This window comes from Croceicoccus mobilis, assembly GCF_001661965.1.
GTDB classification, from domain to species: Bacteria; Pseudomonadota; Alphaproteobacteria; order Sphingomonadales; family Sphingomonadaceae; genus Croceicoccus; species Croceicoccus mobilis.
The window spans coordinates 57,069-83,527 of the sequence record NZ_LYWZ01000022.1 but is presented as its reverse complement, the minus strand read 5'-3'; the positions used below and the strand labels follow the sequence as shown (position 1 = coordinate 83,527).

Sequence of the window (26,459 nt, the reverse complement as noted above, 5' to 3'; positions counted from 1 at the left end):
CATCTGCGCAGCTATCGCTGCATAGGTCCCGGCATCGGGCTTGGCGTGCCGTGGCAGAGGGGCTAGGGCAGGGGCATGACCGAAGAGAGCAAGACCGCCGCCGCCATCGTTTACCGCGATACCGTGATAGCCCGCGACGGGGTCGAGCTGGCGGTCCACCGGATGGAAGGCGCACCCGGCGGGGCGGATCGTACTGTCGTGCTGCTACACGGCCTTTTTTCCAGCGCGCAGATGAACTGGATAAAATACGGCCACGCCGGCCGGTTGGCCGAGGCTGGCTTCAGCGTCATCATGCCCGATCTCCGCGCCCATGGCGAAAGCGGCGCGCCGCACGATCCGGCGAATTACCCGCCCGCCGTGCTGGTCGACGACCTTGACGATGTCATCGGTCATTACAGCCTCACCGATTACGATCTCGGCGGTTTCTCGCTGGGGTCGCGCACCGTGCTGGGGGGTGTGGTGAACGGGCTCAATCCGCGCCGGCTGATGCTGGTGGGCATGGGGCTGGAGGGGCTGCTTTCGTTCAACCGCCGCGCCGACTGGTTCATCGACGCCATCGACAATTTCGACGATGTAAAGCGCGGCGACGAGGCCTATTTCGCGGTTTCCTTCATGAAGACGATGAAGGTCGACCGCGTCGCGGCGCGCCTGCTGCTTTCCAGCCGGATCAACCTGACCGAAGCGGATCTGAAGATCCCCGAAATGCCTGTGCTGGTGCTGTGCGGCACAGAGGATCGCGACAATGGTTCGCCCACCGCTCTGGTCGAGGCGCTGCCCGATGGCCATTACGCCACCATGCCCGGCACCCATATGTCGAGCGTCGTCGAAAAGGCGCTTGGCCTCGAAATGATCAAGTTTCTGAAATAACCTTTCCGCAACAGATCGCTGCCATGCAGGCGGCTGGTCTGGCACGCGGCCTGCGCCGCGCGCTCTGGAAGGGGAATTCCAATGATGTTTCGCAATGGGTTCGTGCCGCTGGCGATGGCGGCGATGATGGCGGCTGCGCCTGTTTCGGCGCAGGAGCAGCAAGCGACGCCGACCGTCACCGCCGGCGAACCGTCCAGCATCGTAAAGGCGCTTGGCGCGGCTGGCTATTCCGCCACGCTGGAGACCGACGATTATGGCGATCCGCGGATCACCACCGATTTGTCGGGCCGCGAAGTGTCGATCTGGTTCTACGGTTGCGACGAGGAAACGCGAAAAAATTGCGATTCGCTACAGTTTGTCATCGGCTTCGACGCTGACAAGCCGATGACGGCGCAGCAGATGCTCGACTTCATGGACAAGCGCCGCTTTGCCAGCATGACGCTGGATGACGAAGGCGATCCGTGGATGAGCTGGGACATCGTCACCGGCACGGAAGGGATCCCGCAATCGGTGTTCCTCACCGCGATCCGTTCTTTTGACGATACGATCGCCGCGGCAGAAAACATGATCTGGCCGGAGTGAACGCGCCCGGCCAGCGAACCGCCGTTACCGGAACGGCGGTTCGTTGAACGCGCGCAGCTTGCGGCTGTGCAGACGCTCGCCCTCGGCCTTTAACAATTCGCAGCTGCGGATGCCGATCTGGAGATGGCTGGCGATCGCCTCTTCGTAAAAGCGATTGGCCTGACCGGGCAGCTTCAACTCGCCATGGATCGGCTTGTCCGACACGCATAGCAAGGTGCCATAGGGGACGCGGAAGCGATAACCCTGCGCCGCGATGGTGGCGCTTTCCATGTCGATGCCCACCGCGCGCGACAGGGAGAAGCGCTGCGCGGTTTTCGACACCTGCAATTCCCAGTTACGATCGTCGGTGGTGACGACGGTGCCGGTGCGCATCCGGCGCTTGAGGTCTGCGCCGCCGGTGCCGCTGATCTCTTCGGCAGCGCCCGCCATGGCTTGCTGCACCTCGGCAATCGCGGGCAGCGGGATTTCGGGCGGCAGCACGCTGTCCAATACGTGATCGTCGCGCAGATAGGCGTGGGCGAGGACGTAATCGCCGATCTTCTGGCTGGGGCGCAGGCCGCCGCAATGGCCGATCATCAGCCATGCTTCTGGCCGCATCACCGCCATGTGGTCGGTGATCGTCTTCGCGTTGGACGGGCCAACACCGATATTGACCAGCGTGATGCCGCCGCCATCGGGCGCGATCAAATGATAGGCGGGCATCTGGTGGCGCCGCCATGCCGTGTCCGAAAGGATCGCGCGGGCATTGGCGCGCTTTTCGTCGATATACAGACCGCCCGCACCGGCCAGCGCGGTGTAATAGCCATTGCCCAGCTGCTCCGCCGCCCAATCCACGAATTCGTCGACATAGCGGTGATAGTTGGTGAACAAGACAAAACGCTGCACATGCTCGGGATCGGTGCCGGTATAGTGCTGCAGGCGCGCGAGGCTGAAGTCGGTGCGCAGGCCATCGAACAGGGATAGCGGCATAGGCGCGGTCTGGGCCGCGTCAATCGCCACGCCATCGGCAATTTCGTCCCCGATCAGCGCCAGTTCGGTCGCCGGGAAATGCTGAGCCAGCTCCATCGGCGACACGCGGGCAAGTTCCGCCGCGGCCTCGCCGTCGAGCACATAGGGGAAGGGGATTTCCTGCCGCGAGCGGCCGACATCGACCGTGACCTCATGATCTTCAAGGATCAGCTTGAGCTGTTCCTCGAGATAGTTGGCGAACAGCTTGGGACGGGTGATGGTCGTCGCATAGCGCCCGGGCCGCGTCAGCCGCGCAAAGGAGCGCGGGACTTCGGATGCGCGTTCTGCCGCGGTCTTGCCATTGCCGGAATATTTCAGGCGCAGTTCCGGATAGGCATAGGTGCCATCGGTGCGCTTCATCCTGTCGGGCACGGTGCCGTGCTTCGCATAGTCGATCATGTCGGCGCGAAGGGCGCTGCGGGCCTCGTCATAGAGGCGGGTGATTTCTTCGATTATTTCCTGGGGTGTCTTCATCGCCATTAGCTAGCTTGCAATGTCCAACATTTCAAAGCCCCGACTGCCGCAAGCGCACAAAAAGAAAGGGCGCGGACAGCAATTGCCGTCCGCGCCCCTCTTTTGCTTTGGTGCAAGCGCTTGAAAAATCAGGCCTGCTCTTCGTCCGAAGCTTCTTCTTCGCCTTCGCTCAACTCGGCAATGTCGCCGGGCTCTGCGTTGGGGTCACGCTCTTCGGTGAAGCCGGTCTGTTCGGCCGACTCTTCCTCGAACATCGCGGCAAGGACGTCGACGCCTTCGGACTGAAGCTCTGCTTCGTCGTCGCTGCGGGCCACGTTCGCCTTGATCGTGACATGCACTTCGGGGTGCAGCGCGATGGTCACGTCGAACATGCCGATCGTCTTGATCGGGTGGCTGAGGACGACCTGCTTCTTGTCGATGTCGTGGCCCTTTTCGTTAAGGGCAACGGTGATGTCGCGGACGCTGACCGAACCGTAAAGCTGACCGGCGTTGGACGAGGCACGGATCAGGACGATCTCGGTGCCGGCGACCTTTTCGCCCTGCTTTTCGGCTTCGGTGCGCTTCTCGGCGTTTTCAGCCTCGAGGCGTTCGCGGTTGGCTTCGAAGACCTTCTTGTTCGCCGCATTGGCGCGAAGGGCCTTCTTGTTGGGCAGCAGGAAGTTGCGGGCGTAGCCGTCCTTGACGGTCACGACGTCACCAATGGTGCCGAGCTTCTCGATGCGCTCCAGGAGGATGATGTCCATGGGTTATCCCTCCTTACTTAACGATGTAGGGCAGCAGGCCGATGTGGCGTGCGCGCTTGATCGCCTTCGACAGCTCGCGCTGCTTCTTGGCGGAGACGGCGGTGATGCGCGAAGGCACGATCTTGCCACGCTCGGACATGAAGCCCTGCAGCAGGCGCACGTCCTTGTAGTCGATCGCGGGCGCGTTCTTGGCAGAGAACGGGCAGCTCTTGCGGCGGCGGAAAAACGGACGGGCCATCTTAGCGATCTCCCTTGCGGCCGCGGCGATCGCGGTCGTTCTTGCGCATCATCACCGACGGGCCGCCTTCCAGCTCTTCGACCTTGATGGTCATGTAGCGGATGACGTCTTCGTTGATGCGGGTCTGGCGCTCCAGCTCCTCGACGGTGCCGGCGGGCGCGTCGATGTTAAGCATCACGTAGTGAGCCTTGCGGTTGCGCTGAATCTTGTATGCGAGGTTCTTGAGGCCCCAGGTCTCGGTCTTGACGACCTTGCCCTCATTGGCTTCGACGATCTCGGTCGCGGTGTTCGCAAGCGCGTCGACCTGAGCCTGGCTCAGGTCCTGACGGGCGAGGAACACATGCTCGTAAAGCGGCATGCGCTCGTTCCTTCATCTGTATGCCGATCGGCTGGCACACCGCCACCATGGCGGGGCCCCTCCGGCCTTCTTCGTTTTCCCGGCCGTGCGTCTGGCGAACCGCAGGGAAGGGCGCCCCATACCGATTCCCGGCCAAATTGCAAGGGCGAAGCACATACGACGATGGCCCAATTGCACTGATTGCAACCTTCGGGCCTTGCTTCGCAAGCCGCATCGCTCGCTTTCTTGCTCTCGGTCAAATAGCGGGGCGGCCGGATATTCTAGGAGAGGGCCTGTTGAACGCGGTGGACGTTTCCATGCGCGACAAGGTTTGAGACCGGAGCATGAAAATGGTGACGACGATGGACGAAATGATGGTGACGACCCGCGATGCGGTGCAGCTGACCGTGCGCCCTGTCGAACCGGGCGATGCGGTGCTTCTGGAAGACCTCTTCGACAATGTCAGTGCCGAAGATCGCCGCTTCCGCTTCCTCAATGCGAAGGAGCACGTGGGCCAGTACCAGATCGCCCCGATGGTCGCGGTCGATCACTGGAAGACCGAAAACTTCCTCGCCTTCGACACCGCGAATGGCGCGCTGGTCGCATCGGCGCTGCTGGCGGGCGATACCAAGATGGAAGTGGGCGAGATCGCGGTCTCGGTCCGCTCCGACTACAAGGGGCGCGGCGTGGGCTGGGCGATGCTCGACGTGCTGGGCAAGGCGGCGCGCGAACGCGGCATGAAGGAAGTCATCGCGATCGAGGACAAGGAAAACCACGCCGCGATCGAACTGGAACGCGAAAAGGGTTTCGAGGCCCGCGCGTTCGAGGGCGATCCCTCGCTGGTGATCCTGGCGAAATCGCTGGGCTGACATTCACCTGAGGCAAGGCGATGATCCGGGGCTGCCTGTCGCGCGGCCCGGGATTATCGCCTTTTTCCAAAGCCTGTTACTGTCCCGCGCCGCATCGAGTCGCGTTTGCGGCAATCCTGTGGGGGGATCAGGCAATGGGCACTGCAATACCGATCGACGCCGAACAGGCGTCGACCAGGACCGACGATCAGGGCGAGATTGCGGCGCGCACGCCCGATCAGGCGGAGGCGCGGCTGACCAGCCTCGATCTCGTGCGAGGCTTTGCGGTGCTGGGCATATTGCTGCCCAATCTCGTCAGCTTCGCGCGGCCCGGCCCCTATTATTTCACCGGCATCCTGATCGACTACAACCCGCTGGAGGAGGCGGGCTGGATCTTCCAGTACATGCTGATCGACGGCAAGCTGCGCGGGCTTTTCGCGCTCTTGTTCGGCACCGGCATGGCGATATTCGTCGGCAGGGCGCTAAGGGACCGCAATTGGTCATCGGCCTATGGGCTGCAGCTGCGGCGTTTGTTGTGGCTCGCCCTGTTCGGGGTGGTGCATTTCTACCTGCTTTTCATCGGCGACATTCTTCTCGATTACGCGCTGGCGGGGCTGATCGCGCTGCCCTTCATCCGCATCAAGCCCAAGATATTGATGCCGCTCGGCCTTTTCATCACCGCCTTCATTTCGGTCGGCGGCAGCTTCGCCCTGTGGCCGGGCGAAACGCTTGAGGCGCTTTCCGCCCCTGCGGGGTCGGAAGCGCGCGCCGAATATGATGCGGAAATGGCGAAGGAGAGAGAGCGGCTTCTGACCGCAAGCGAGCAGCGCGCCGAAGCCGGGTTCCTCGGCATGGTCGCATGGCGTCACGAAATCCGCCCGGTGTGGACGCGCTTGCTGAATCCGCCTGCGACGATGGGCTATGTCGGCATGATGTTCATCGGCGCGGCGCTGCTGCGCATGGGCTTCTTTGCCGGCACATGGGAAAAGCGGCGCATACTCGCCTGGGGGTGGAGCGGCATCGCATTGGGAGCCGTGCTGACCGCGCCGCTCGCATGGATGGCGGTGGAATATGCCCATGCGCCGGGCGTGATGTTCTTTGTCCAGTTCGCACCCACGCCGCTTTTGCGCCTGCCCATGATCATCGGCATGGCGGCGCTGTTCGTCGCATGGACCCCTGCGCTGATGCGGTCGGGTTTCGGGCAGCGGCTGGCCGCGGCTGGGCGAATGGCTTTCACCAATTACATCATGAGCAGCGTCATGATGGGCATCGTCTTTCTAAGCTGGGGGCTGGGCCTTTACGGCATGTGGAACCGGGTGCCCCTGTTTCTTTTCGCGTTTGGCGGCATTGCGATCATGCTGGCATGGTCGCGCCCCTGGCTGGCCCGATTCCGCTTCGGCCCGCTCGAATGGCTGTGGCGCTGCCTTACCTATATGCGAATATTTCCGATCCGCCGCGAAACGCCATTGGTTGCCAGCGAAACCAATCCTGCTACATCGAGGGCATGATTGGAGGGGCATGCCTGCCCGCATGAGGATATTTTAGAAACGATGCGCAAACTGCTTGTCGCCGCAGCCCTTGCCGGCTGTGCACTTTCGCCGCTTACCGCTTACGCCGACGCTCCGGGCCAGTCGCCTGCTGAAAAGGCCGACCCAGCCGCGCGCGAAATCAGCGCCGACCAGATCGAGGCGACCGTCCAGTTCCTGGCCGACGACCTGCTGCAGGGTCGTGACACGGGCAGCGAATATTACGATATCGCCGCCGCCTATGTCGCATCGCGCTATCGCGCCATGGGGCTGACGCCGGGCGTGGATGGCAAGTGGATGCAAGACATCACCTTTCGCAAGGCATCGCCTGCCGAATCGACGCTTGCCATCGTGCAGGACGGCAAGGCGAAGGAACTGGAGCTGAAAACCGACTTCATCACCGGCGCCAGCTTCACCGATCAGCTGATCGACATGAGCGCGCCGATGGTCTTTGTCGGGCAGGGCATTCACAGCCCCGAAAACGGCATTGACGATTACGCTGGCCTCGACGTGAAGGGCAAGGTCGTGGTCGTCGTCTCGGGCGCGCCCAAGGGCGTTCCCGGCGATGTCGCCGCCACGCTGTCGCGCGGCAAGACCAAGGTCGCCAGCGACATGGGCGCGGTCGGCATGATCTCGATCCGTTCGAAAAGCGCGATGGAAAGTCTGCCGTTCGAAAAGCTGGTCGGCTATATCGAGGGGCATGCCGAGAAGTGGGTCGCGCCCGATGGCACGGTTGTCGTCGATGCGCCGAACCTCAAGTTCTCGACCTATCTATCGCCCGAAGCGGCAGCAGATCTGGTCGATAGCTCCGGCCATGATCTTTCCGCCCTTCTCGACGCTTATGAAAGCGAAGAGGAAGATGCCGTGCGCCCGACCGGCTTCGTCATTCCGGGCGAGGTGAAGGTCAAGGCCGTCAGCGAGTGGGAAGAGGTGACGAGCGCCAATGTCGTCGCCGTGCTCCCCGGTTCCGATCCGCAGCTTGCCGACCAGTATGTCGTGATGAGCGCCCACCTCGACCATGTCGGCAACCACCTGTGGGAAGCGGGCGAGGACGAAGACGGCGAGCCGAAGGACACGATCTACAATGGCGCTCTCGACAATGCCGCGGGCGTTGCGACCATGCTGGAAGTCGCGCGCGTGATCGCCGAAAATCCCACCGCCCCGCGCCGCCCGATCCTGTTCGTCGCCCTGACCGGTGAGGAAAAGGGCCTGCTGGGTTCGGAATATATGGCGAAATACTGGGTGCGCGAAGATGGCGAGCCGGTTGGCGTCGTCAATTTCGACATGCCGGTGCTGCTTTACGACATGGACGATGTCGTTGGCTTTGGCGCGGAAAATTCGACCATGGGTGAAACGCTGGCCGCAGCGGGCGCTGCCACCGGCATTGGTGTGACGCCCGACTTCCTGCCGGATGAAAACCTGTTCGTGCGTTCCGATCACTACAGCTTCGTCAAGGAAGGCGTGCCCGCGCTGTTCCTGATGAGCGGGGTGGAGAACGGCGGCAAGGAAGCCTTCACCAACTTCCTCAAGACCGATTACCATGGTCCCGGCGACGATCTGTCGCAGCCGCTCAACTGGGAATCGGCACGCAAGTTCGCGCTGCTCAATTATGAGATCGTGAAGCTGACCGCGAACGCGGATGCCCGCCCGATGTGGTACGAAGGCAATTACTTCGGCGACAAGTTCGACCCCGAAGGCCCCCGCGCTCCTGCTCCGGCCGAAGCGGCGGAATAAGCGTCAGCCCAACTGCTGCAAAATGGTGCGCGCGAAGGCGGAAAGGCTGTCGTCGCGCGCACCCATGACCACGATGCGGTCGCCCGCCTTCGCGATTTCCACGATATGGGCGCCGCATTCGTCGCGGCTGGGAATGTGGTCCGCCTCTTTCCCGGCATCGCGGATCCATTGGGCCAGATCGCTGCTGCCGACGCTGCGATCCACCGTGCCGCCGAAATAGACCGGGTCGCACAGGACAACGCGGTCCTCGTCGGTCAATTCCTCGGCAAAGACCTCAGCCAGTTCGCGGCCCATCTGTTTCAAGGGGCCGAAACCGTGCGGCTGGAAAAAGGCGATGACGCGACCTTCATGTGCGCGCAGCGTGCGCAAGGTGGCGCGCACCTTGTCGGGGTTGTGACCGAAATCGTCGATCACGGTCACGCCAGCCGTGCTGGTGCCGATGATGTCGAAACGGCGGGCGAGGCCTTCGAACGATCCCACGGCTTCGACCGCTGCCGCGAATTCGACGCCTGCCGCAACCGCCGCGCCGATGGCCGCCAGCGCGTTGGAGAGGTTATGCATGCCGGGCACTTTCAGCGCGATTTCGGCGCTGGTCCCTGCCTCCCGGTCCAGCGCGGTCGCGGCGATGCCAGTCGCGCTTTCGACGATGCTGCCCGGTTCGATGCCGATGCGCGCATCGGCTGCTTCGATCCCGTAAGTGACCAGAGATTTCGCGTTGACGGACAGGGCGGCGGCTTCTGCGTCATCGGCATTGACCACGGCCACATCCGATGCGGCAAGGTAATCGCCGAACAGGGCGCGCAGGTCATCCATGCTCTTATGGTCGAGCGTGACGTTCAACAGCACCGCGACACTGGGCCGATATAGCGCGATGGAGCCGTCGCTCTCATCGACCTCCGACACGAATGCGCCGCCCCGGCTGCCGACCCTCGCGCTGGCGAAGGGCATTTCCGCGCCGGTGAAATTCTTCATCACCGCGCCGTTCATGATCGTCGGGTCGCGACCCGCCTGCGTCATGATCCAGCCGGTCATGCCGGTCACGGTGGATTTGCCGCTGGTCCCGCCGATGGCGATGCGCGTGCCCGCATCGTTGAACAGGGTGGATAGCAGCTCTGCCCGGCTCATGCGCGCACAGCCCAGCGCCTTCGCCTGCGCCACCTCGGGCACGGTGTCTTCGATCGCGGCGCTGGCGACCAGCACCTGATCGGCGCTGGCGATGCCGCTGCCGTCCTGCGGGAAGAGGGTGATGCCCTGCGCTTCCAGCCATGCGAATTTCTCGGCAAAGCGGCCCTGGTCGCGGCTGCGGTCCGATCCGGCGACCTCCGCCCCGCGTCCGCGCAGGATGCAGGCGAGGGGAAGCATCCCCGAACCGCCAATGCCACAGAAAAAGAAGGGGCGCCCAAGCAGCGCGGAAAGATCGGTCTCGCTCATTGCGTCTGTGGCTATAAGGGCGGCTCGCGCTTGGCAATCCACGCCGGGCGGCCTAGCACCGCTTTTCATGATCCGCGTCGCCATCTGTGCACCGTCTGCCTCATTCCCGCGCGAACTGGTCGCGCCGGTGGAAGCTGTCGCGGCGCGCTTTCCGGGCGTGGAACTTCATTTCCATCCGCAATGCTTCGCCGCCGAAGGTCATTTTGCCGGGCCTGACGACATGCGGCTGGAAGCCTTGCTCGACTGCGCCAACGATCCCGCCTTCGATGCGGTCTGGTTCGCGCGCGGCGGCTATGGCTCGAACCGGATTGCAGGCGAGGCTATGGCGCGCATGGGCGACGCGGCGCGGCATAAGCTTTATCTCGGCAGTTCGGATGGCGGCTATCTGCTGGGCGCGCTCTATCGTCATGGCATCGGGCAGCCGGTGCATGCACCCATGCCGCTGGACGTAAAGCGCGGCCGCGGCGAAGAGGCGATCGCCCGCGTGCTGGGCTGGCTATCGGGCGATAACGCCGGGATTGAGGCGGGGCTGGACGCGACGCCGACAGTTGCTTTCAACCTGATGACCCTGGCGATGCTGACGGGCACTACGCTGATGCCCGACCTGTCGCACCATGTCGTGCTGGTCGAAGAGGTGAGCGAGCATCTCTATGCTATCGACCGGCTGTTCTTCCATCTGTCCGAAACGCTTCCTCGCGATCTGGCGGGCCTGCGGCTGGGGCGGGTGAGCGACGTTCCCGAAAACGACCGCCCTTTCGGGACGGAGGCGGAGGAGATCGCGCGGCAATGGTGCCACAAGGCGGGAATTCCGTTCCTTGGCCGCGCTGATATCGGGCACGATCATGCCAATGCCATCGTGCCTTTCGGACCCATAGACCGGGCATCACCTCTGGGTATTCCCGGTTTCACCCTTGGCAAGCGCGACGCGGGAGCATAACCCGCGCGCCCAAAGAGGAGATTTGAGATCATGCGAGCATTCGTCTTTCCGGGGCAGGGCAGCCAGAAGGTCGGCATGGGCACGGACCTAGCCGCGGCCAGCAGCGCCGCGCGCGAAGTGTTCGAGGAAGTGGACGAGGCGCTGGGCGCCAAGCTTTCGGCCATCATGGCGGAAGGCCCTGAGGATACGCTGACCCTCACCGAAAACGCGCAGCCCGCGATCATGGCCAATGCCATCGCGACCTTGCGCGTGCTTGAAAAGGATTTCGGCGTGTCGCTTACGGAAAAGGGCGATTATGTCGCGGGCCACAGCCTTGGCGAATATTCGGCCCTGTGCGCGGTCGGCGCTTTCAGCCTTGCCGATACGGCGCGCCTTTTGAAGCTGCGCGGCCAGTCGATGCAGGCGGCGGTGCCGGTGGGCATGGGCGCGATGTGTGCCCTGCTGGGCGGCAGCGTCGACGATGCCGAAAAGCTGGCCAGCGAAGCCTCGCTCGATCCCGAAACCGGCGTGAAGGAAGTCTGCACGCTGGCCAATGACAACGACCCGACACAGGTCGTGCTGTCGGGCCATGCGGGCGCGATCGAACGCGCGATCAAGCTGGCCAAGGAACTGGGCTTCCGCCGCGCCGTGCCGCTGCCGGTGTCCGCGCCCTTCCACTGCCCGCTGATGGAACCCGCTGCCGCTGCCATGGATGCGGCCTTTGCCGAAACCATGCCGGCCGCACCCCGCCTGCCGGTTTTCGCCAATGTCACGGCCAAGCCCGTCGCCGACCCCGAAGAGATCCGCAAGCTGCTGGTCGCACAGGTCATGGGCCGCGTGCGCTGGCGCGAAAGCATGGGTGCGATGGCCGATGTCGGCGTGACCCATTTCGTCGAGCTGGGCGGCAAGGTGCTTGCCCCCATGATCAAGCGGTCGACCACCGATACGGCGGTCGATTCCATCGTCACCATGGAAGATTGCGAGGCGCTGGCAAAGGCCCTGTAAGGCCCGCCGCGCCCCTTTTACGAGAGGAATTCAAGAGATGTTCGACCTTACCGGCATGACCGCGCTTGTCACCGGCGCCAGCGGCGGCATCGGCTCCAGCATTGCCCGCAGCCTTGCTTCGCAGGGCGCGCGCCTTGCGCTGTCGGGCAGCAATGGCGACAAGCTTCGCGCCTTCCGCGACCAGCTCAACGAAGAGGTGGGCGGCGACCATGTCGAGATCACCTGCGACCTGTCGAACCCCGACAGCGTCGAGCAGCTCGTGCCCGCCGCGATCGATACGCTGGGCAAGCTCGACATCCTCGTCAACAATGCCGGCATCACCCGTGACGGGCTGATGATGCGCATGAAGGACGAGGACTGGGATGCGGTCATGCAGGTGAACCTCAACTCCGCCTTCCGCCTGATGCGTGCCGCCACGCGCCCGATGATGAAGGCGAAGTTCGGCCGCATGATCTCGATCACCAGCGTCGTCGGCACCACCGGCAATCCGGGGCAGATGAACTATGCCGCGGCGAAGGCGGGCCTGACCGGCATGACCAAGAGCCTCGCGCAGGAACTGGCGAGCCGGAACATCACCGTGAACTGCGTTGCGCCCGGTTTCATTCGCACGGCGATGACCGACGTGCTGCCCGACGAGCAGAAGGCGGCTTTGAACGGCAAGATCCCGATGGGCCGCATGGGCGAGGGCGAGGATATCGGCGCTGCCGTCGCCTATCTCGCGTCGAAGGAAGCGGGCTACATCACCGGCCAGACGCTGCATGTGAACGGCGGCATGGTCATGGTCTGATCCGCACGCCGGACCAGTTACCCAAACGAAAAGGGCGCGGCTGCACCGATGTGCGCCGCGCCCTTTTTCTATACGGCTGGATGACGAACCGGCCGGTCAGGAAGGCCGGTCCGCCAACGGTCCGGATCAGCCGCCCAGGCCACGCTCCAGCTTGGCGACCAGCACCGGGGCCGCGGGATAGAGCTTGGTCGAGTCGAGTTCGTTCGCTTCCGAAGCGACCTGCGCTGCCGCCTTGCAGAAATCTTCGGGCGACTGCTGCTGCGAGAAGCCGTTGTAGACGCGGGTCTGCTGGCGGTCGAAAGCCGAGGCGCCATATTTCTTCACTTCGGAATTATAGGCGGTCTTGAGCAGGGTCCGGTGGCGGGCGAGCATCTCGCGATAGGCTGCCGTCACGTCGACGCGGCCCTTGCCCTTGCAGGTGAGCGCCGCGACATTGAGGCCCGAGCGCAGGCGCCACACGGTCGCGTCTTCCGCCTTGTAGCGCACGACCAGCGGCTTGGGCTGGGGTGCGGGCTTTGCCACGACGGGTGCGGGCAGCGGTTTCGAAACGGCGGCGACGGGCGCGGAATTCTGGGCGCATGCACCAAGGGTCATCGCCAGCGCGACGGAACCGGCGGCAAGGACAGTTTTACGAGCGGTGATCTTCATGGGTAAGCTTCCCTCTGTTGCTTGAGGGTAAGTCTGGACGCATCACCTTGCAGGTTTCTTGTCAGGCACGCTTAGCGCCAAATTTACCATGATTACTTTGTCCGATCTCTACCAAAGCTCGGTCGAGAGGCCGTGTTCCGTTTCGAGATGCCGGACATCTTTATAAAGACCGCCCTCCTATCACCGGTTTTATCCCCAGAATCGAGACGTTCGCGCTTCGTTCGCCTTGTTCGCAAGCACTCATCCGCTAGGAAAGTTCGACCGAAATTCTCGCCCGGTCGGATTCCATGCGTTCTCCGCCGGGCTCTCTTGGTCCGCGCTTCAGGACCGCTGGGGGATCTGATTGAAATGAAGGCGACGATCGAACGGGCAACCCTGCTGCACAGTCTTTCGCATGTGCAGTCGGTGGTGGAACGCCGCAACACGATCCCGATCCTGTCGAACGTGCTGATCGAGGCGCTGGCCGATGGCCGCGTGCGCCTGATGGCGACCGACCTCGACCTGCAGGTGGTAGAAACCATGCCCGCCGCTTCGGTGGAAGGTGCGGGCGCGATCACCGTTTCGGCCCATCTCCTGTTCGACATTGCGAGGAAGCTGCCCGACGGTTCGCAGGTGAGCCTGGAGACGAGCGAGAACCGCATGATCGTCAAGGCAGGCCGCAGCCGTTTCCAGCTGCCGACGTTGCCGCGTGACGATTTCCCCGTGATCGTTGAGGGCGACCTGCCGACCACGTTCGAGGTTCCGGCCGCAACGCTGGCGCAGATGATCGACCGCACGCGTTTCGCGATCAGCACCGAAGAGACGCGCTATTACCTCAACGGCATCTTCCTGCACGTGGCAGAGGATGGCCCCAACGGTTCGCCCGTGCTCAAGGCCGCTGCGACCGACGGTCACCGCCTTGCGCGCTTTACCCTGCCGCGTCCCGACGGGGCAGAGGGCATGCCCGACGTGATCGTGCCGCGCAAATGTGTGGCAGAGCTTCGCAAGCTGCTTGAAGAGGCGCTCGACACCAATGTCTCGATCGACCTGTCGGCATCGAAGATCCGTTTCACGCTGGGCGGCGAATCGGGCATCGTGCTTACCAGCAAGCTGATCGATGGCACCTTCCCCGATTACAGCCGCGTCATCCCGACCGGGAACGACAAGCTGCTGAAGGTCGATCCCAAGAGCTTTTTCGCCGGCGTCGACCGCGTGGCGACGATCGCCACGGAAAAGACCCGCGCTGTTAAGATGGCGCTCGATACCGACCGCGTGACGCTGTCGGTCACCAGCCCCGACAATGGCACCGCGGCCGAGGAAATTGCCGCCGATTACGGCGCGGAAGGTCTGGAGATCGGCTTCAACGCCAATTATCTCAAGGACATCCTCGCCCAGATCGAGGGCGACAATGTCGAACTGCATCTCGCCGATGCGGGCGCTCCGACGCTGATCCGGCAGAACGCGCAGAGCCCCGCGCTCTATGTGCTGATGCCCATGCGGGTCTAGAACGCGGGAAAGGCGCGCGGAAAACAGACACGCGCTGTCCGTTTTCCAAGGCTTCCTGTCGACTGCTTCATCCCAGTGAAAGCCCGACTCGTCCAAGGGGCGGTTCGACTGCGCTTGATCGCGCGGCGGGCCTGTCCCATGGGCGCGCCCACATTGAATTCGGAGAACATGATGAAGAAGACCGCCCTTTCCATCGCCGCTTTCGCCACGCTGGCCGGTGGCTTTGCCGCCCCCGCCATGGCGCAGGGCGCCGTCGATCCCGATCTGCGCTGCACCGCGTGGGCGATGGTCGCCAGCGCGCAGGAGCAGGACGAAGGCAAGAAGAACGCGCTCGGCTTCATGATGGCCTATTTCGCGGGCCGCTATGAAAAATCGACCGGCGGCAAGATCGAGACCAAGATCAACCCGCAGACCCTTCAGTCGCTGCTGGGCGATGTCGATGAGGCGAACAAGCTGTGTGGACCGCAGGCGAACAGCTTTGGCCAGCGCGTGGAAACCACGCTGAGCGGTATGCGCGCACAGGCAGCGCCGGGTACCGAAGCGAGCCGCTGACAGCCGATAATTCCGAGGCCTTGATCTGCACCGGGCTTAACGCCCGGCGCGGATCATTTCCTCGACAATGGTGAATTTCTCGCGCGGGGCGCCCGATCGCGCCGCGGCAATCTCGGCTTCCTCGATCTTTTGCCAGTCGCGGAAAGTGACGATGTCGATCCCGCGCTTTTCGGCAAGCGCATCGAAACCGGGGCGGCCCGGCTTGTCCTCACCGCCCAGAACGCCTGCCGCCATGTCGGCGGCGACCTTTTCGATAATGCCAAAGCCGTCGGGCTTGTTGGTGCCGATGGTGCCCGTGGGGCCGCGCCGCGCCCAGCCGACACAATACAGGCCCGGCAGTATTCGCCCATCCTCGCTCGCGAAGCGGCCCGATTTCTCGTCGAAGGGAACGCCCGGGATGGGCGCGCTGCGATAGCCGATGGCGGCGACCACCAGCGAACAGGGCAGGGTATAGGTCTCGCCCGTTCCACCGACCTTGCCATCGATCACCTCGGTCCGCTCGACCTCCACGGCCTGAACCGTTCCGTCGCCGCTGATCTGTTTCGGGCGGGCGAAGAAATCGAAATGGATGGTCAGCGGCTTGTCCGGTTTCGCCGCTGCGAAATCGCGCAGCAGCTGAACCGATTTCCTCTGCCCCGGCTCCAGCGCCTCGTCCTCGCTTTCCGGCGGCAGGTCGGAATTTTCCACCAGCGGGGCCGCACGCTCAAGCTGCGCCAGCTCGCCCAGTTCCTTGGGCGTCATCGCGATCTGGTGCGGGCCGCGGCGGCCCAGGATCACGATCTCCTCCAGCTTCGAGGTTTTCAATATGTCGAGCGCGTGGGCGACGATGTCCGAGCCTGCGAACTCCTCCGCCGTTTTCGACAATATGCGCGCGATGTCCAATGCGACATTGCCATTGCCGATCACCACGGCCCGCTTGCCCAGCACATCGGGATCGAGATCGGCGTGATTGGGGTGGCCATTATACCAGCCGACGAATTCGGCGCTGCCATAGACGCCGGGCAGGTCCGCACCCTCTATCCCCAGCGGCCGGTCATGCGGCGCGCCGGTCGCCAGCACGACCGCATCGTAAAGAACGCGCAATTCGTCGAGGGTTACATCCTCGCCGATGCAGACATTGCCGACGAAGCGGACATTGTCTGACAGCGCCGTCTTTTCATAGCGGCGCGACACCGCCTTGATCGACTGGTGATCGGGCGCGACCCCGGTGCGGATCAGGCCATAGGGGACGGGCAGCATGTCGAACACGTCGACGCGCACATCCTCGCCCCATTGCTTGGCGGCGGCCTCCGCCGTGTAATAGCCGGCAGGTCCCGAACCCACGATGGCGAGGTGACGCATATGCTCTTCTCTCCTGTGCCTTTACGGACAGGCTAGTGCGCTGCGCCCAAATGAAAAGGGGAAACCTTGGCCCTTTCAGGCCCGCCCGCGCGCCACGCTTTCGCCGGCAAGGAAACGGCGCATATCGGGCGCGATCTTTTCCGGGCTGGCAAGCGAGGTCAAATGCCCGCCCGACCCGACATTCAATACGCTGGCATGCGGCATCAGGCAGGTAAGCATGTGATGGTGGGCAAAGGGCACGACCGCATCGTCAACCACGCCGACCAGCAGCGTCGGCACCCGCACGAAGGGCAGCATGGGGGCGACGGACCAGCCCGTCAGCGCCAGCAGCTGATTGCCCACGCCCGCCGGGGTGGGCGAGCGGAAACGCTTCATCAACCCCGCGCCCGCGCCGCTTTCTTCGAGCAGCGCGATGAAATTCGATGTGAGGCGGCGCGGATCGACATATTCTTCCGGGTCGAACAGGCGTTTCACCACGTCCGGGTTCGCCGGCGCCACCGGCAGGCCGCAGGTGGTGGAGATCAGCATCAGCCGCTCCACCCGGCGCGAAGCCTGCACCGCGATCTGCTGCGCCAGCGCGCCGCCCCATGAAAAGCCGAGGCAGTCGAAGCTGCGCCCCGGATGAAGCTGCGCCATCATTTCGCTGATCGCGCCTGAGAGGCGATACATCAGCCAGTTGCCCGCAGGATCGGGTGACCCGCCGCAGCCGGGCATGTCGGGGATAACGATGGCGCGGCCATTGGATTCGCCATGTTCGTCCGTCGCCAGCGCGCGGGCCAGCGGTTCCATCAGCTCGGCGTTGAATCCGATGCCGTTCAAAAGCAGCAGTGGCGGCAGGGCGGAAGCCTTGTTGCCATTATTGCCGGCCTGCGCCACGCGCAGGGTCAGTGCGCCGACCTTGATCTTGCGATAGGTGAACTTCATTGCCCCGGCGCGCTAGCACGCAGGGGCGGGGCTGCCCAGCGTTCTTAGGGACAATAGGGACTTACCGACGAGGATAAGCGACAAACTGGGCGCGCCATGCGCGTGATCCCTGCTGACAGGGGCGAAAGGCGCTGCTAACGGCGCTGACATGAGCACCGACCTTTCCACCATCCGTAATTTCTCGATCATCGCGCACATCGACCATGGCAAGTCGACACTGGCCGACCGGCTGATCCAGTTCACCGGCGGGCTGACCGACCGCGAGATGAGCGAGCAGGTGCTCGACAACATGGACATCGAGCGCGAGCGCGGCATCACGATCAAGGCGCAGACCGTGCGCCTGAATTACACGGCGAAGGACGGCAAGACCTATCAGCTCAACCTGATGGACACGCCCGGCCACGTCGACTTCGCCTATGAAGTCAGCCGCTCCCTTGCCGCCTGCGAAGGCGCGCTGCTGGTGGTCGACGCGGCGCAGGGCGTGGAAGCACAGACGCTTGCGAACGTCTATCAGTCGATCGAGCATGATCACGAGATCGTGCCCGTCATCAACAAGATCGACCTGCCCGCCGCCGAACCCGACAAGGTCAAGGCCGAGATCGAGGACATCATCGGCATCGAGGCGCATGACGCCGTGCTGGCGAGCGCGAAATCAGGTATCGGCATCGAGGAGACGCTGGAAGCCATCGTCACCCGCATTCCGCCGCCGGGCGGCGACCGCACCAAGCCGCTGAAGGCGCTGCTGGTCGACAGCTGGTACGATCCGTATCTGGGCGTCGTCATTCTTGTGCGCGTCATCGATGGCGTCATGAAAAAAGGCGACAACATCAAGTTCATGCAGGGCGGCACGACCCATCTGGTCGACCGTGTCGGCTGCATGCGGCCCAAGATCGAGCAGCTCCCTGAACTCGGCCCCGGCGAGATCGGTTTCATCACCGCGCAGATCAAGGAAGTCGAGCAGGCCAAGGTCGGCGACACCATCACCACGGTAAAAGGCGGCGCTGTCGAGGCATTGCCCGGCTATAAGGAAGTGCAGCCGGTGGTGTTCTGCGGTCTCTTCCCGGTCGATGCCGCCGATTTCGAGAAACTGCGCGATTCGATCGGCAAGCTGCGCCTGAACGACGCCAGCTTCAGCTATGAGATGGAGACGAGCGCGGCGCTGGGCTTCGGTTTCCGCTGCGGGTTCCTTGGCCTCTTGCATCTTGAGATCATTCAGGAGCGGCTGAGCCGCGAATATGACCTCGACCTCATCACCACGGCGCCGTCGGTGGTCTATCGCCTGCAGCTTTCCGCCTCGCGCACGGATGAGGCGCGCGAGCTTTATCTGCACAACCCGGCCGATTACCCCGACGTCAACCGCATCGAATCGATCGAGGAGCCGTGGATCAAGGCGGTGATCTACACGCCCGACGAATATCTCGGCGCGATCTTGAAGCTGTGTCAGGACCGGCGCGGCATCCAGGTCGACCTCACCTATGTCGGCGGGCGTGCGCAGGTGACATATGAACTGCCGCTCAATGAAGTGGTGTTCGATTTCTACGACCGTTTGAAGTCGATCAGCCGGGGCTATGCCAGCTTCGACTATGAACAGATCGGCCTGCGCGAGGGCGATCTCGTCAAGATGAACGTCCTCGTCAATAACGAGCCGGTCGATGCGCTGTCGCTGATCGTCCACCGCTCCGTCGCCGAAGCACGCGGGCGCGGCATGTGCGAGCGGCTGAAGGACCTGATCCCGCGTCACCTCTTCAAGATCCCGATCCAGGCGGCCATCGGCGGCAAGGTCATCGCGCGCGAGACCATCGCCGCGCTTCGCAAGGACGTGACCGCCAAGTGCTATGGCGGCGATATCTCGCGTAAGAAGAAGCTGCTCGACAAGCAGAAGAAGGGCAAGGCGCGGATGCGCGAATACGGCAATGTATCGATCCCGCAGGAGGCGTTCATCGCCGCGCTGCGGATGGGTGAGGAGTGACGGCCCGCGCCTAGCGCGAAAGCGCTGGAAGCGAGCGCCGGTTACTCCGGCCGGCGGCCGCAAGGGCCAAAGGCCCAAAGCGAGCCGTTCGACGTCAGGGCCGCGGCTTTGCCGAAGCCCCAGCGCCCAACATCAAGCCGCCGCCGACGATCAAACCGCAGCCCGCGCCCGCGTCACCAGCGCCGTGATTTCGTCAAGCAGCGCCAGCCGCTTCTTCTTCGCCGCCTCGGTCCGCTCGTCGCTGGCGGCTTCGGTCTCGGCCTCGATCCGGTGCACTTCGCGGTTCACCTCGTGATATTCCTCGGCCAGCCGCGCGAAATGGGCGTCTTCCTGCTTTAGCCGCGTGACCAGTTCGCGGTCGCGGGCGAAGATTTTCGTCAGTTCATTGGGTGTATGCTGCGACATGGATGGCGCCTCCCGTTCAGGTTGATGCGATCAGGATAGCGCCGCGCGCCGCGCGCACCTTGATCTGGCGCAAACCGAGCCGAGATGACGTCACCCTGCCCGCAACCATCGCGCGTCAGCCTCACACAAGTGAGGGTCGATGCCATGCGAATCGGGTCCTAGCCTCTGCCCGGAGAGGGTTGCGATAAAGGCGGGGTGGGAACGTGGCGGAGAGTGATTTCGATTTTTTGGTCGTCGGCTCGGGCGCGGCCGGCATGCTGGGGGCCATCACGGCCAGCCTCAACGGGCTGCGCCCGCTGATCATCGAAAAGGCCGATTGCTGGGGCGGCACCACCGCGACATCGGGCGGGGTGCTTTGGGTTCCGTGCAACGACCTGATGCAGCAGCAGGGCGCGGGGGATACGCCCGAAGCGGCGGCGGAATATGTCCGCACGCTGATCGGGCCAGATGCGGATAAGCGCGAGATCGCCAAGGCAGAGGCATTTCTCGAACATTCCGTGCAGATGGCGCGGATGCTGGCGGATGAGGGGTTTCGCTGGTTCCGGATCACCGATCATCCCGATTACTACCCCGGCGTGCCGGGCAGCGGGGCGGGGCGGACCATCGAATCCGCGCCGTTCGACGGACGAGCCTTGGGCGAACGCTTTGAAACGATGCGGCTGGCCGATCTCGACATACCGGCGATCCACAGCGGGCAATTCGGTTCGCTGACCCGCGCATATACCACGCCGCGCCTGCTGCTGGAGGCGGCGGGGACGGCGGCGGGTTATCGCCTGCGCCGCTGGATGGGGAAGCGACCTCTGGGCAATGGGCGCGCGCTGGCTGCGGCATTGATGCGCATCGTCGATGCGCGGCAGATCCCGGTGCGGCTCTCGACACGGCTGGTCGACCTGACCCTTGAACATGGCAAAGTGACCGGCGCCGTGATCGAGAGCGATGGCGGGCGTGAAGAGCTTCATGCGCCAGCCGGCGTCCTCCTTGCCGCTGGCGGGTTCGCGCGCAATGCCGGGCTGCGCAAGCAATTGCAGGGGCGCGAGCGGACATGGACCAATGCGATCGCGGAAGACGAAGGCGATGCCTATCAGCTCGCAACCGCGGCAGGGGCGGCCAGCGAGCTGACCGACGATTGCTGGTGGATGCCCTCGATCCAGGTGAGCGAGCAGCAGAACGGTCTTGCCCTTGGCCTGCGCGCGCTTCCGGGCAGCATCATCGTCGATGCAAAGGGGCAGCGTTATATGAACGAGGCCCGCTCCTACATGACCACGGGCAAGACCATGCACGAGCATGGCGCCAGCGATGAGCGCCACTGGCTGATCATGGATGGCAGATTCCTCAAACGCTATATTTTCGCCGAGCTTTCGGACAAGGCGATCCGCCGCGAGATGATGGCCAATGGCTTCCTGAAACAGGCGGCGACAATTGCCGATCTCGCGCGTGAATGCGGGCTCGATCCCGCGGTGCTCGAAGCGACGGTAAGCCGTTTCAACAGCTTCGCGCGCAGCGGCAAGGATGCTGATTTCGGGCGCGGCGACACCGATTACGACCGCTATTGGGCCGATCCGGCGCATGGCCCGAACCCCAGCCTGGGTGAGATTGTCCATGCGCCGTTCTGGGCCGCGGTGATCAGGCCGGGCGATCTTGGCACTAATGGCGGGATCAAGACCGATCGTAACGCGCGCGTGCTGGACGCACAGGACCAGCCGATCGAGGGGCTTTACGCCGCCGGCAACGGGAGCGGATCGCCCTTTGGCCACACCTATCCCGGCGCGGGCGCAACGATCGCGGCGGCCGCGACCTTTGGCTATCTTGCCGGGCTGACGGCGGCAAGTCGGCAGAACAATCGTCCGGCCTCAACGGGCCAGATGGAAATGACAGGCGTTTGACCCACATCAATTACCCGCCATGGCAACTGCCCTAGATTATCAACCGGTCGCTTCTGATGGAGAGCTTTCAGATGCCCTGCAATGAAGGAAAAGGGGACCGGGCGCTGCGCATCGTCGTGGGGCTTATCCTGATCGCGCTGGTGTTCGTGGGTCCGAAGACTGCCTGGGGTTGGCTTGGTCTCGTCCCGCTCGTCACCGGTGTCGTGGGCTTCTGTCCCGCCTACAGGCTGATCGGGATCGACACCTGCAAGCGGAGCTGACGGCAGCGGTCATGCGGTACGGCGGATGAGGGTCTGCCGGGCGGAGGATGTCGCAAGGGTCCCGCTGCCATGTCGGTCAGAAGCCGTCGGCGGTGCGGCGCGTGGGTGAGCGGGGGCTCCGGACGCGCCGCGCCGCCGGTTTCGGTTTCGGGCGCTAGGCGCCGAAGACACTGGCCAGCATCGCCAGATCGTCGAGCAGGCTTTCCTCGCTGAAGGCAAGCGATGCGAACAGCGTGACCTGCAGCAAGGCGATGGCCAGCGCATACCAGACCAGATTGTCCCGCCAGCTGGGCGGGGCCTGCCAGATGCGCTCGACCTCGGGCCGATGCCACCAGTCATGCAGCAATTGCGCGGGCGACGGGCGCCCGGTCCGGTCGCCAAGGATCGAGGCGAGATCGGCGTCCAGAACCTCTTCGCCGAACGCATCGCAGCGGCGCAGTTTCAGCGGGCTCATGTCCATGTGTCGATCCCCCTTGTCGATACGCTTACGGCCTGCCGGGCACCCCCATGCCCTCCTGCTCGGCCTCCATAAGATCGGAAACGGCGTCATATTCGATATCCGCCGTGCCCTGCAGACTGGCATCAACGGCTGAAAAAATCCAGCCCTCCGACCGCTCCAGCCCCACGGCGCTGAGCTGGCCGGTGTAATAGGCGCCCGTGTCGATGCCGATGCGATGTTCGCCGATATGCGGGCGCCCTTCGCTGACGGTATGGCCATGGACGACGATCAGATCGCCGAACCCGTCATCGCAGCCCAGAAACGGTTCGCGAATCCACAACAGGTCATCTTCTTCCTGCCGGTCGATCGGTATTCCGGGGCGAATGCCTGCGTGGACGAAGAAATAATTCATGCAGCGCAGCGACACCGGCAATCCATCCAGCCAGTCGAGGATTTCGCTCCCCACCTTTTCCCGCGCGATGGCCGCGACGTCAAAGGGTTCGGGCTCGTCGATCTCGTCATCGCTCATGCCAAAGCTGTGCAATGTCTCGCGCCCGCCATAGCGCAGCCACGGGCCCAGCACGCGCAGGTCGCGGCGCAGCGCATCGGCCATCATCGCCTCGTGATTGCCCTTCAGCACGATGAAGCGGTCGGACGATGCGCACAGCTTCATGCAGGATCGCAGCATCTGCGCCGAATGCGGACCCCGGTCGATGAGATCGCCCAGCAGCACGATGCCGGTAACCGCGGGATCGCGCAGGCGGTTGTCGATCGCGATGTCGGATATAAGCTTGCGGAACAGGTCCAGCCGCCCGTGCACATCGCCAATGGCATAGACCCGCTCGAACTGCGGGCTGCCAGGGCGCATGCCGGAAAACAGGGGCCTTCGGGTGGACATGGGATGTATCCTTGCACGGTATCGCGCGGGTGGGAACCGCCTGAAAGGGGCTAGTGACCGGACCATTCGTCGATGCCGATCATCGCTGCATGGTGCATATGCCTGTGCCTGACGTGCCAACTTCACTTGGCGTTCACATCGCCCCCCGCTATAGGCTCAGCCCATGACTGCCCAGACCAGCCGCTTTTCCGCGTCGTCCATGCGCCTTTTGCCGCGCACCGCTTTCATTGTCCTTTCGGCCGCGCTCGTCGCGGGCTGCGCCGGCGGCAAGAGTGACGGACCCGACACCGCCTATGTCGCGCGCGATGTGGAAACGCTCTATTTCGCGGCGAAAGACCGGCTCGACCGCGGGCAGGTGAAGCAGGCCGCCGCCCTCTTCGACGAGGTGGAGCGCCAGCACCCCTATTCCGAATGGGCCCGCCGCGCGCAGCTGATGAGCGCGTTTTCCTATTATGTCGCGCGTAACTACACGCAGGCGATCCAGTCGGCGCAGCGTTTCCTGTCGATCCATCCGGGTAATAAGGACGCGCCCTATGCCAGCTATCTGATCGCGCTTTCCTATTACGAGCAGATCAGCGACGTTACCCGCGACCAGGCCACCACGCTGCAGGCGAAGACCGCGCTGACCGAGGTGATCCGCCGCTATCCCGGCAGCGAATATGCCGCCGATGCGCAGCTGAAGCTCGACCTTGTGAACGACCATCTCGCGGGCAAGGAAATGACCGTGGGCCGTTTCTACCAGTCGAGCGGCAAGTGGCTCGCTTCCACCCTGCGTTTCCGCGAAGTGGTGGACGATTACCAGACAACCAGCCACGCGCCCGAGGCGCTGTATCGCCTGACCGAAAGCTATCTGGCGCTGGGCCTGCCTGAAGAGGCGCAGAAATCCGCCGCCGTGCTGGGTGCGAACTATCCGGGCAACGAATGGTATGACCGCGCCTATGAGCTGATGGAAAAGAAGGCGCCCGGCTTCATGGGATGATGCGGGCGGGATTGACCGTGCTGGCGGCTTTGTCGCTGGTTGGATGCGGCAATCCCCAATCCGGCCGATCCGAACGTCAGTCCGCAGTATCCGAATCGGTTTCAGCGGGCAGCGGCGTCGCGCAGCGCAAGGCCGCTCAAGCTCCGGTTGATATCGCGCTTTCCGCTTCCGAGGCAGATGTAATTGCAGCCGCAATGGCAGCAACCGAGAGCCCGGCCAAACCTTCGAACGCGCCGGTCTGCATCAATCGCATCGTGACGAGCGAGAAGGCGGTGCGATCCCACGAGGATCTTTCGGATTTCGCCAATCGGGGCGGGCTTTGGCCTGCCGTGGACACTTCGGCATCTGGCAAGCAGGCGACCCTGTCTCCAGAGGATCAACGAATTCTCCAAGCAGCCAGCGATCAGGTTCTTGAACGCAATCGGGCAGATCCGCCGCGGCGGTCGATTATTCCGGAGGCTCTGGCACCGGATTTCGCGCAACTGCTCGATCCAGATGAAATGACGCTTTCTGAATGCGATGTGGCGATCGGTTTCAGCATTCCGGAAATCGTCGGCGATCTCGCCTTTGTCGATTCCCATTCTTGCGGGCAGATGACAAGCGTATACCGGCGCACCGATGGCGAATGGCGGCTGTATTCCCGTCTGCCGCGATCGATCTGCTAAACCGCTGGCCTAACCCAGCAGCGCGCGGCCACCCATCCATAGCCCCATTGCCATCATCGCCAGATTCTCGGTGAGCGAAACAAAGCCCAAAGGCACGTTGGATCCGCCACCGACACAGGCGCATTTCAGTTCGCGCTTGTCGATATAGACTGCCTTGAACACGCTGACCGCGCCAATGGTGCCGATGAACAAAGCGACCGGCGCGGCAATCCAAGTCAGCACGCCTGCAATCATCAGCACGCCCGCTGCTCCTTCGGCGAAGGGATAGATCTTGCCATAGGGCACCCATTTGCGGGCGAGCAGGTCGTAATTCAGGAACATGGTCGAGAAACTCTCGACATCCTGCAGTTTCTGCAGCGCCAGCAGGCACATGGTGAAGGCGACGAACCATTCGACCACGCGAAAGGTAATCACCGTCCCGAATGCGACGAAAGCGGCCGCCAGCGCCATCGCCAGACCCATGCCGAAGATCATGAGGACGGGCGTGTAGCTCGTCTCCCCCTTTTCGGCGACATGCTTGCCAAAGAACTTCCTGAGCTCGGTATATCCGCCCACCCGGTCGCCGCCGATAAAGGTCTGCGGCGTGGTCTTCACATCGTGTTTTTCCTTGAACGCGTCGGTTTCCTCACGCGTGGTCAGCCAGTGGTCCTCGACCTCATAGCCATTGCTCTCAAGGATGTGCTTCGATTTTAGGCCAAAGGGGCAGACATGCTTTTCCATGACCATGCGGTAGAGCACGGCCTTCTTCGCATCCGGCGGCGATACGCGGGTGGCGGAGGAGGTGGGAGCATGCATGAGTTTGGGCTTTCGGGTTCGCGATTGCAGGGCTGTATATGGATGCAACGCGGAAATGGGGGCTGTTTGTTCCCGGGAAGGGGTTCGGGAATGCCGTTCCCGATTCCCAGCCTGGCCGGCGTGACGGGGGCGATTAAGATAGTGCCGCTTCAGCCGTCATGTCGATCCGCGCGTTCCAGCCGCCAGAACGATGATGTAAATACGCCTCCGCGCATGGGTACATCGACATCGGCTACCCCGGTCTGACGAAACCCAAGCTTGCGGATGACGGCTTCGGACGCAGGGTTGCGCGTCATGGCACGGGCCAGAATCACGTCATGCAAGCTATTGGCAAAGACATGTCGAACGATGGCGTGTGCTGCCTCTGTCGCATAGCCGTGCCCCCAATGCGCATGGCCGATCATATAGGCCAGCTCGACATGCCCCTCATGCGGGCGGAAACCGGCCATCCCGATTACATCGCTGCCTTTTATCTGAATGACGAGGTTGAGCTGGTCGCGATCGGTATTGTCGCGGATCGCGGCGATGAATTCCTGCGCGCCATCGTCCGGATAGGGATGCGGGATCGATGCCGTCGTGCTGGCGACCCGCTCGTCACTGGCGATATGGTGCAGGGCGGGTGCATCAGCCATTTCCGGTCGGCGCAGGATGAGGCGCTCGGTTTGGATCGGCAGGGACGCTGGCATAGAGGCGGGCATGGGGCAGGCTTATGGCCGCGCC

Annotated in this window: 28 protein-coding genes; 15 read left to right on the top strand and 13 right to left on the bottom strand. The window is 63.4% G+C overall.

Annotation, left to right across the window (positions count from 1 at the left end; genetic code table 11):
• Positions 1–75: 75 nt before the first annotated feature.
• Together A9D13_RS07930 and A9D13_RS07925 are read left to right on the top strand one after the other, a co-directional pair.
• Positions 76–867: an alpha/beta fold hydrolase gene (locus A9D13_RS07930; RefSeq protein ID WP_066772291.1), complete on the top strand. Its 792-nt coding sequence runs from the start codon at positions 76–78 to the stop codon at positions 865–867.
• Positions 868–948: 81 nt separating this feature from the next.
• A complete protein-coding gene (locus tag A9D13_RS07925; RefSeq protein ID WP_066772288.1) occupies positions 949–1,449 on the top strand; it encodes a YbjN domain-containing protein in 501 nt (166 codons plus the stop codon).
• Between the two features lie 24 nt (positions 1,450–1,473).
• On the opposite strand, the gene A9D13_RS07920 is transcribed toward A9D13_RS07925, so the two are convergent.
• From A9D13_RS07920 to rpsF, 4 genes are all read right to left on the bottom strand, one after another.
• Complete coding sequence (locus A9D13_RS07920) at positions 1,474–2,931, bottom strand: AMP nucleosidase (protein WP_066773826.1); 1,458 nt, start codon at positions 2,929–2,931, stop codon at positions 1,474–1,476.
• 128 nt (positions 2,932–3,059) lie between these two features.
• A complete protein-coding gene (gene rplI, locus A9D13_RS07915; RefSeq protein ID WP_066772286.1) occupies positions 3,060–3,674 on the bottom strand; it encodes a 50S ribosomal protein L9 in 615 nt (204 codons plus the stop codon).
• A 13-nt stretch (positions 3,675–3,687) separates the two neighbouring features.
• Positions 3,688–3,912, bottom strand: a complete 225-nt coding sequence (gene rpsR, locus A9D13_RS07910) for a 30S ribosomal protein S18 (protein ID WP_047821188.1) — start codon at positions 3,910–3,912, stop codon at positions 3,688–3,690.
• Between the two features lies 1 nt (position 3,913).
• Positions 3,914–4,270, bottom strand: coding sequence for a 30S ribosomal protein S6 (gene rpsF / locus A9D13_RS07905; RefSeq protein ID WP_066772282.1), 357 nt, complete (start codon positions 4,268–4,270; stop codon positions 3,914–3,916).
• Positions 4,271–4,593: 323 nt separating this feature from the next.
• Here rpsF and A9D13_RS07900 point away from each other — a divergent pair, with 323 nt between their 5' ends.
• The 3 genes from A9D13_RS07900 (at position 4,594) to A9D13_RS07890 (ending at position 8,357) form a co-directional block, all read left to right on the top strand.
• Positions 4,594–5,118: a GNAT family N-acetyltransferase gene (locus A9D13_RS07900; RefSeq protein ID WP_066772280.1), complete on the top strand. Its 525-nt coding sequence runs from the start codon at positions 4,594–4,596 to the stop codon at positions 5,116–5,118.
• Positions 5,119–5,252: 134 nt separating this feature from the next.
• On the top strand, positions 5,253–6,605 hold the full coding sequence (locus tag A9D13_RS07895) for a DUF418 domain-containing protein (RefSeq protein ID WP_172808127.1): 1,353 nt from the start codon (positions 5,253–5,255) through the stop codon (positions 6,603–6,605).
• A 42-nt stretch (positions 6,606–6,647) separates the two neighbouring features.
• Entirely contained in the window at positions 6,648–8,357 is a 1,710-nt protein-coding gene (locus A9D13_RS07890; RefSeq protein ID WP_066772279.1) for a M20/M25/M40 family metallo-hydrolase, read from the top strand.
• Positions 8,358–8,360: 3 nt separating this feature from the next.
• Here A9D13_RS07890 and A9D13_RS07885 read toward each other — a convergent pair whose 3' ends face one another.
• Entirely contained in the window at positions 8,361–9,788 is a 1,428-nt protein-coding gene (locus tag A9D13_RS07885; RefSeq protein WP_066772277.1) for a glutamate ligase domain-containing protein, read from the bottom strand.
• 67 nt (positions 9,789–9,855) lie between these two features.
• On the opposite strand from A9D13_RS07885, the gene A9D13_RS07880 reads away from it, so the two are divergent.
• The 3 genes from A9D13_RS07880 to fabG are packed head-to-tail and all read left to right on the top strand — an operon-like array spanning position 9,856 to position 12,496.
• Positions 9,856–10,725: an LD-carboxypeptidase gene (locus tag A9D13_RS07880; RefSeq protein ID WP_066772275.1), complete on the top strand. Its 870-nt coding sequence runs from the start codon at positions 9,856–9,858 to the stop codon at positions 10,723–10,725.
• A 30-nt stretch (positions 10,726–10,755) separates the two neighbouring features.
• Positions 10,756–11,709: an ACP S-malonyltransferase gene (gene fabD / locus A9D13_RS07875; protein ID WP_066772274.1), complete on the top strand. Its 954-nt coding sequence runs from the start codon at positions 10,756–10,758 to the stop codon at positions 11,707–11,709.
• A 37-nt stretch (positions 11,710–11,746) separates the two neighbouring features.
• Positions 11,747–12,496, top strand: coding sequence for a 3-oxoacyl-[acyl-carrier-protein] reductase (gene fabG, locus A9D13_RS07870; protein ID WP_066772268.1), 750 nt, complete (start codon positions 11,747–11,749; stop codon positions 12,494–12,496).
• A gap of 126 nt (positions 12,497–12,622) precedes the next feature.
• Here fabG and A9D13_RS07865 read toward each other — a convergent pair whose 3' ends face one another.
• Positions 12,623–13,144 (bottom strand): hypothetical protein, encoded by a 522-nt coding sequence (locus tag A9D13_RS07865; protein WP_066772266.1) that lies wholly within the window; start codon positions 13,142–13,144, stop codon positions 12,623–12,625.
• Between the two features lie 348 nt (positions 13,145–13,492).
• Between A9D13_RS07865 and dnaN the strand changes: the two genes are divergently transcribed.
• Complete coding sequence (dnaN, locus tag A9D13_RS07860) at positions 13,493–14,629, top strand: DNA polymerase III subunit beta (RefSeq protein WP_066772264.1); 1,137 nt, start codon at positions 13,493–13,495, stop codon at positions 14,627–14,629.
• Between the two features lie 171 nt (positions 14,630–14,800).
• A complete protein-coding gene (locus A9D13_RS07855) occupies positions 14,801–15,181 on the top strand; it encodes a hypothetical protein (RefSeq protein ID WP_156521963.1) in 381 nt (126 codons plus the stop codon).
• 36 nt (positions 15,182–15,217) lie between these two features.
• Here A9D13_RS07855 and A9D13_RS07850 read toward each other — a convergent pair whose 3' ends face one another.
• Positions 15,218–16,522 carry an FAD-dependent oxidoreductase gene (locus tag A9D13_RS07850; RefSeq protein ID WP_066772261.1) on the bottom strand — a complete coding sequence of 435 codons (1,305 nt, stop codon included), beginning with the start codon at positions 16,520–16,522 and terminating at the stop codon, positions 15,218–15,220.
• 75 nt (positions 16,523–16,597) lie between these two features.
• A complete protein-coding gene (locus A9D13_RS07845) occupies positions 16,598–17,446 on the bottom strand; it encodes an alpha/beta fold hydrolase (protein WP_066772260.1) in 849 nt (282 codons plus the stop codon).
• Positions 17,447–17,594: 148 nt separating this feature from the next.
• Here A9D13_RS07845 and lepA point away from each other — a divergent pair, with 148 nt between their 5' ends.
• Positions 17,595–19,415, top strand: a complete 1,821-nt coding sequence (gene lepA / locus A9D13_RS07840) for a translation elongation factor 4 (RefSeq protein WP_066772258.1) — start codon at positions 17,595–17,597, stop codon at positions 19,413–19,415.
• 150 nt (positions 19,416–19,565) lie between these two features.
• Here the strand turns inward: lepA and A9D13_RS07835 are convergent, their stop codons facing one another.
• On the bottom strand, positions 19,566–19,820 hold the full coding sequence (locus A9D13_RS07835) for an HP1242/YdcH family protein (RefSeq protein WP_066772255.1): 255 nt from the start codon (positions 19,818–19,820) through the stop codon (positions 19,566–19,568).
• Positions 19,821–20,023: 203 nt separating this feature from the next.
• Between A9D13_RS07835 and A9D13_RS07830 the strand changes: the two genes are divergently transcribed.
• The gene (locus A9D13_RS07830) at positions 20,024–21,703 is read left to right on the top strand and encodes an FAD-binding protein (protein ID WP_066772253.1); all 1,680 of its coding nucleotides are present in this window, start codon (positions 20,024–20,026) and stop codon (positions 21,701–21,703) included.
• A gap of 71 nt (positions 21,704–21,774) precedes the next feature.
• On the top strand, positions 21,775–21,963 hold the full coding sequence (locus A9D13_RS07825) for a YgaP family membrane protein (RefSeq protein ID WP_066772251.1): 189 nt from the start codon (positions 21,775–21,777) through the stop codon (positions 21,961–21,963).
• Between the two features lie 154 nt (positions 21,964–22,117).
• On the opposite strand, the gene A9D13_RS07820 is transcribed toward A9D13_RS07825, so the two are convergent.
• Together A9D13_RS07820 and A9D13_RS07815 are read right to left on the bottom strand one after the other, a co-directional pair.
• Positions 22,118–22,423: a hypothetical protein gene (locus tag A9D13_RS07820; RefSeq protein ID WP_066772250.1), complete on the bottom strand. Its 306-nt coding sequence runs from the start codon at positions 22,421–22,423 to the stop codon at positions 22,118–22,120.
• Positions 22,424–22,448: 25 nt separating this feature from the next.
• Entirely contained in the window at positions 22,449–23,300 is an 852-nt protein-coding gene (locus A9D13_RS07815; protein ID WP_172808126.1) for a metallophosphoesterase family protein, read from the bottom strand.
• Between the two features lie 199 nt (positions 23,301–23,499).
• On the opposite strand from A9D13_RS07815, the gene A9D13_RS07810 reads away from it, so the two are divergent.
• A complete protein-coding gene (locus A9D13_RS07810) occupies positions 23,500–24,279 on the top strand; it encodes an outer membrane protein assembly factor BamD (protein ID WP_066772246.1) in 780 nt (259 codons plus the stop codon).
• A gap of 11 nt (positions 24,280–24,290) precedes the next feature.
• Positions 24,291–24,944 (top strand): hypothetical protein, encoded by a 654-nt coding sequence (locus tag A9D13_RS07805; RefSeq protein WP_156521962.1) that lies wholly within the window; start codon positions 24,291–24,293, stop codon positions 24,942–24,944.
• Positions 24,945–24,953: 9 nt separating this feature from the next.
• On the opposite strand, the gene A9D13_RS07800 is transcribed toward A9D13_RS07805, so the two are convergent.
• On the bottom strand, positions 24,954–25,739 hold the full coding sequence (locus A9D13_RS07800; protein WP_066772242.1) for a glutaredoxin family protein: 786 nt from the start codon (positions 25,737–25,739) through the stop codon (positions 24,954–24,956).
• A gap of 149 nt (positions 25,740–25,888) precedes the next feature.
• Positions 25,889–26,425, bottom strand: coding sequence for a GNAT family N-acetyltransferase (locus A9D13_RS07795; protein WP_268235786.1), 537 nt, complete (start codon positions 26,423–26,425; stop codon positions 25,889–25,891).
• Positions 26,426–26,459 lie beyond the last annotated feature (34 nt).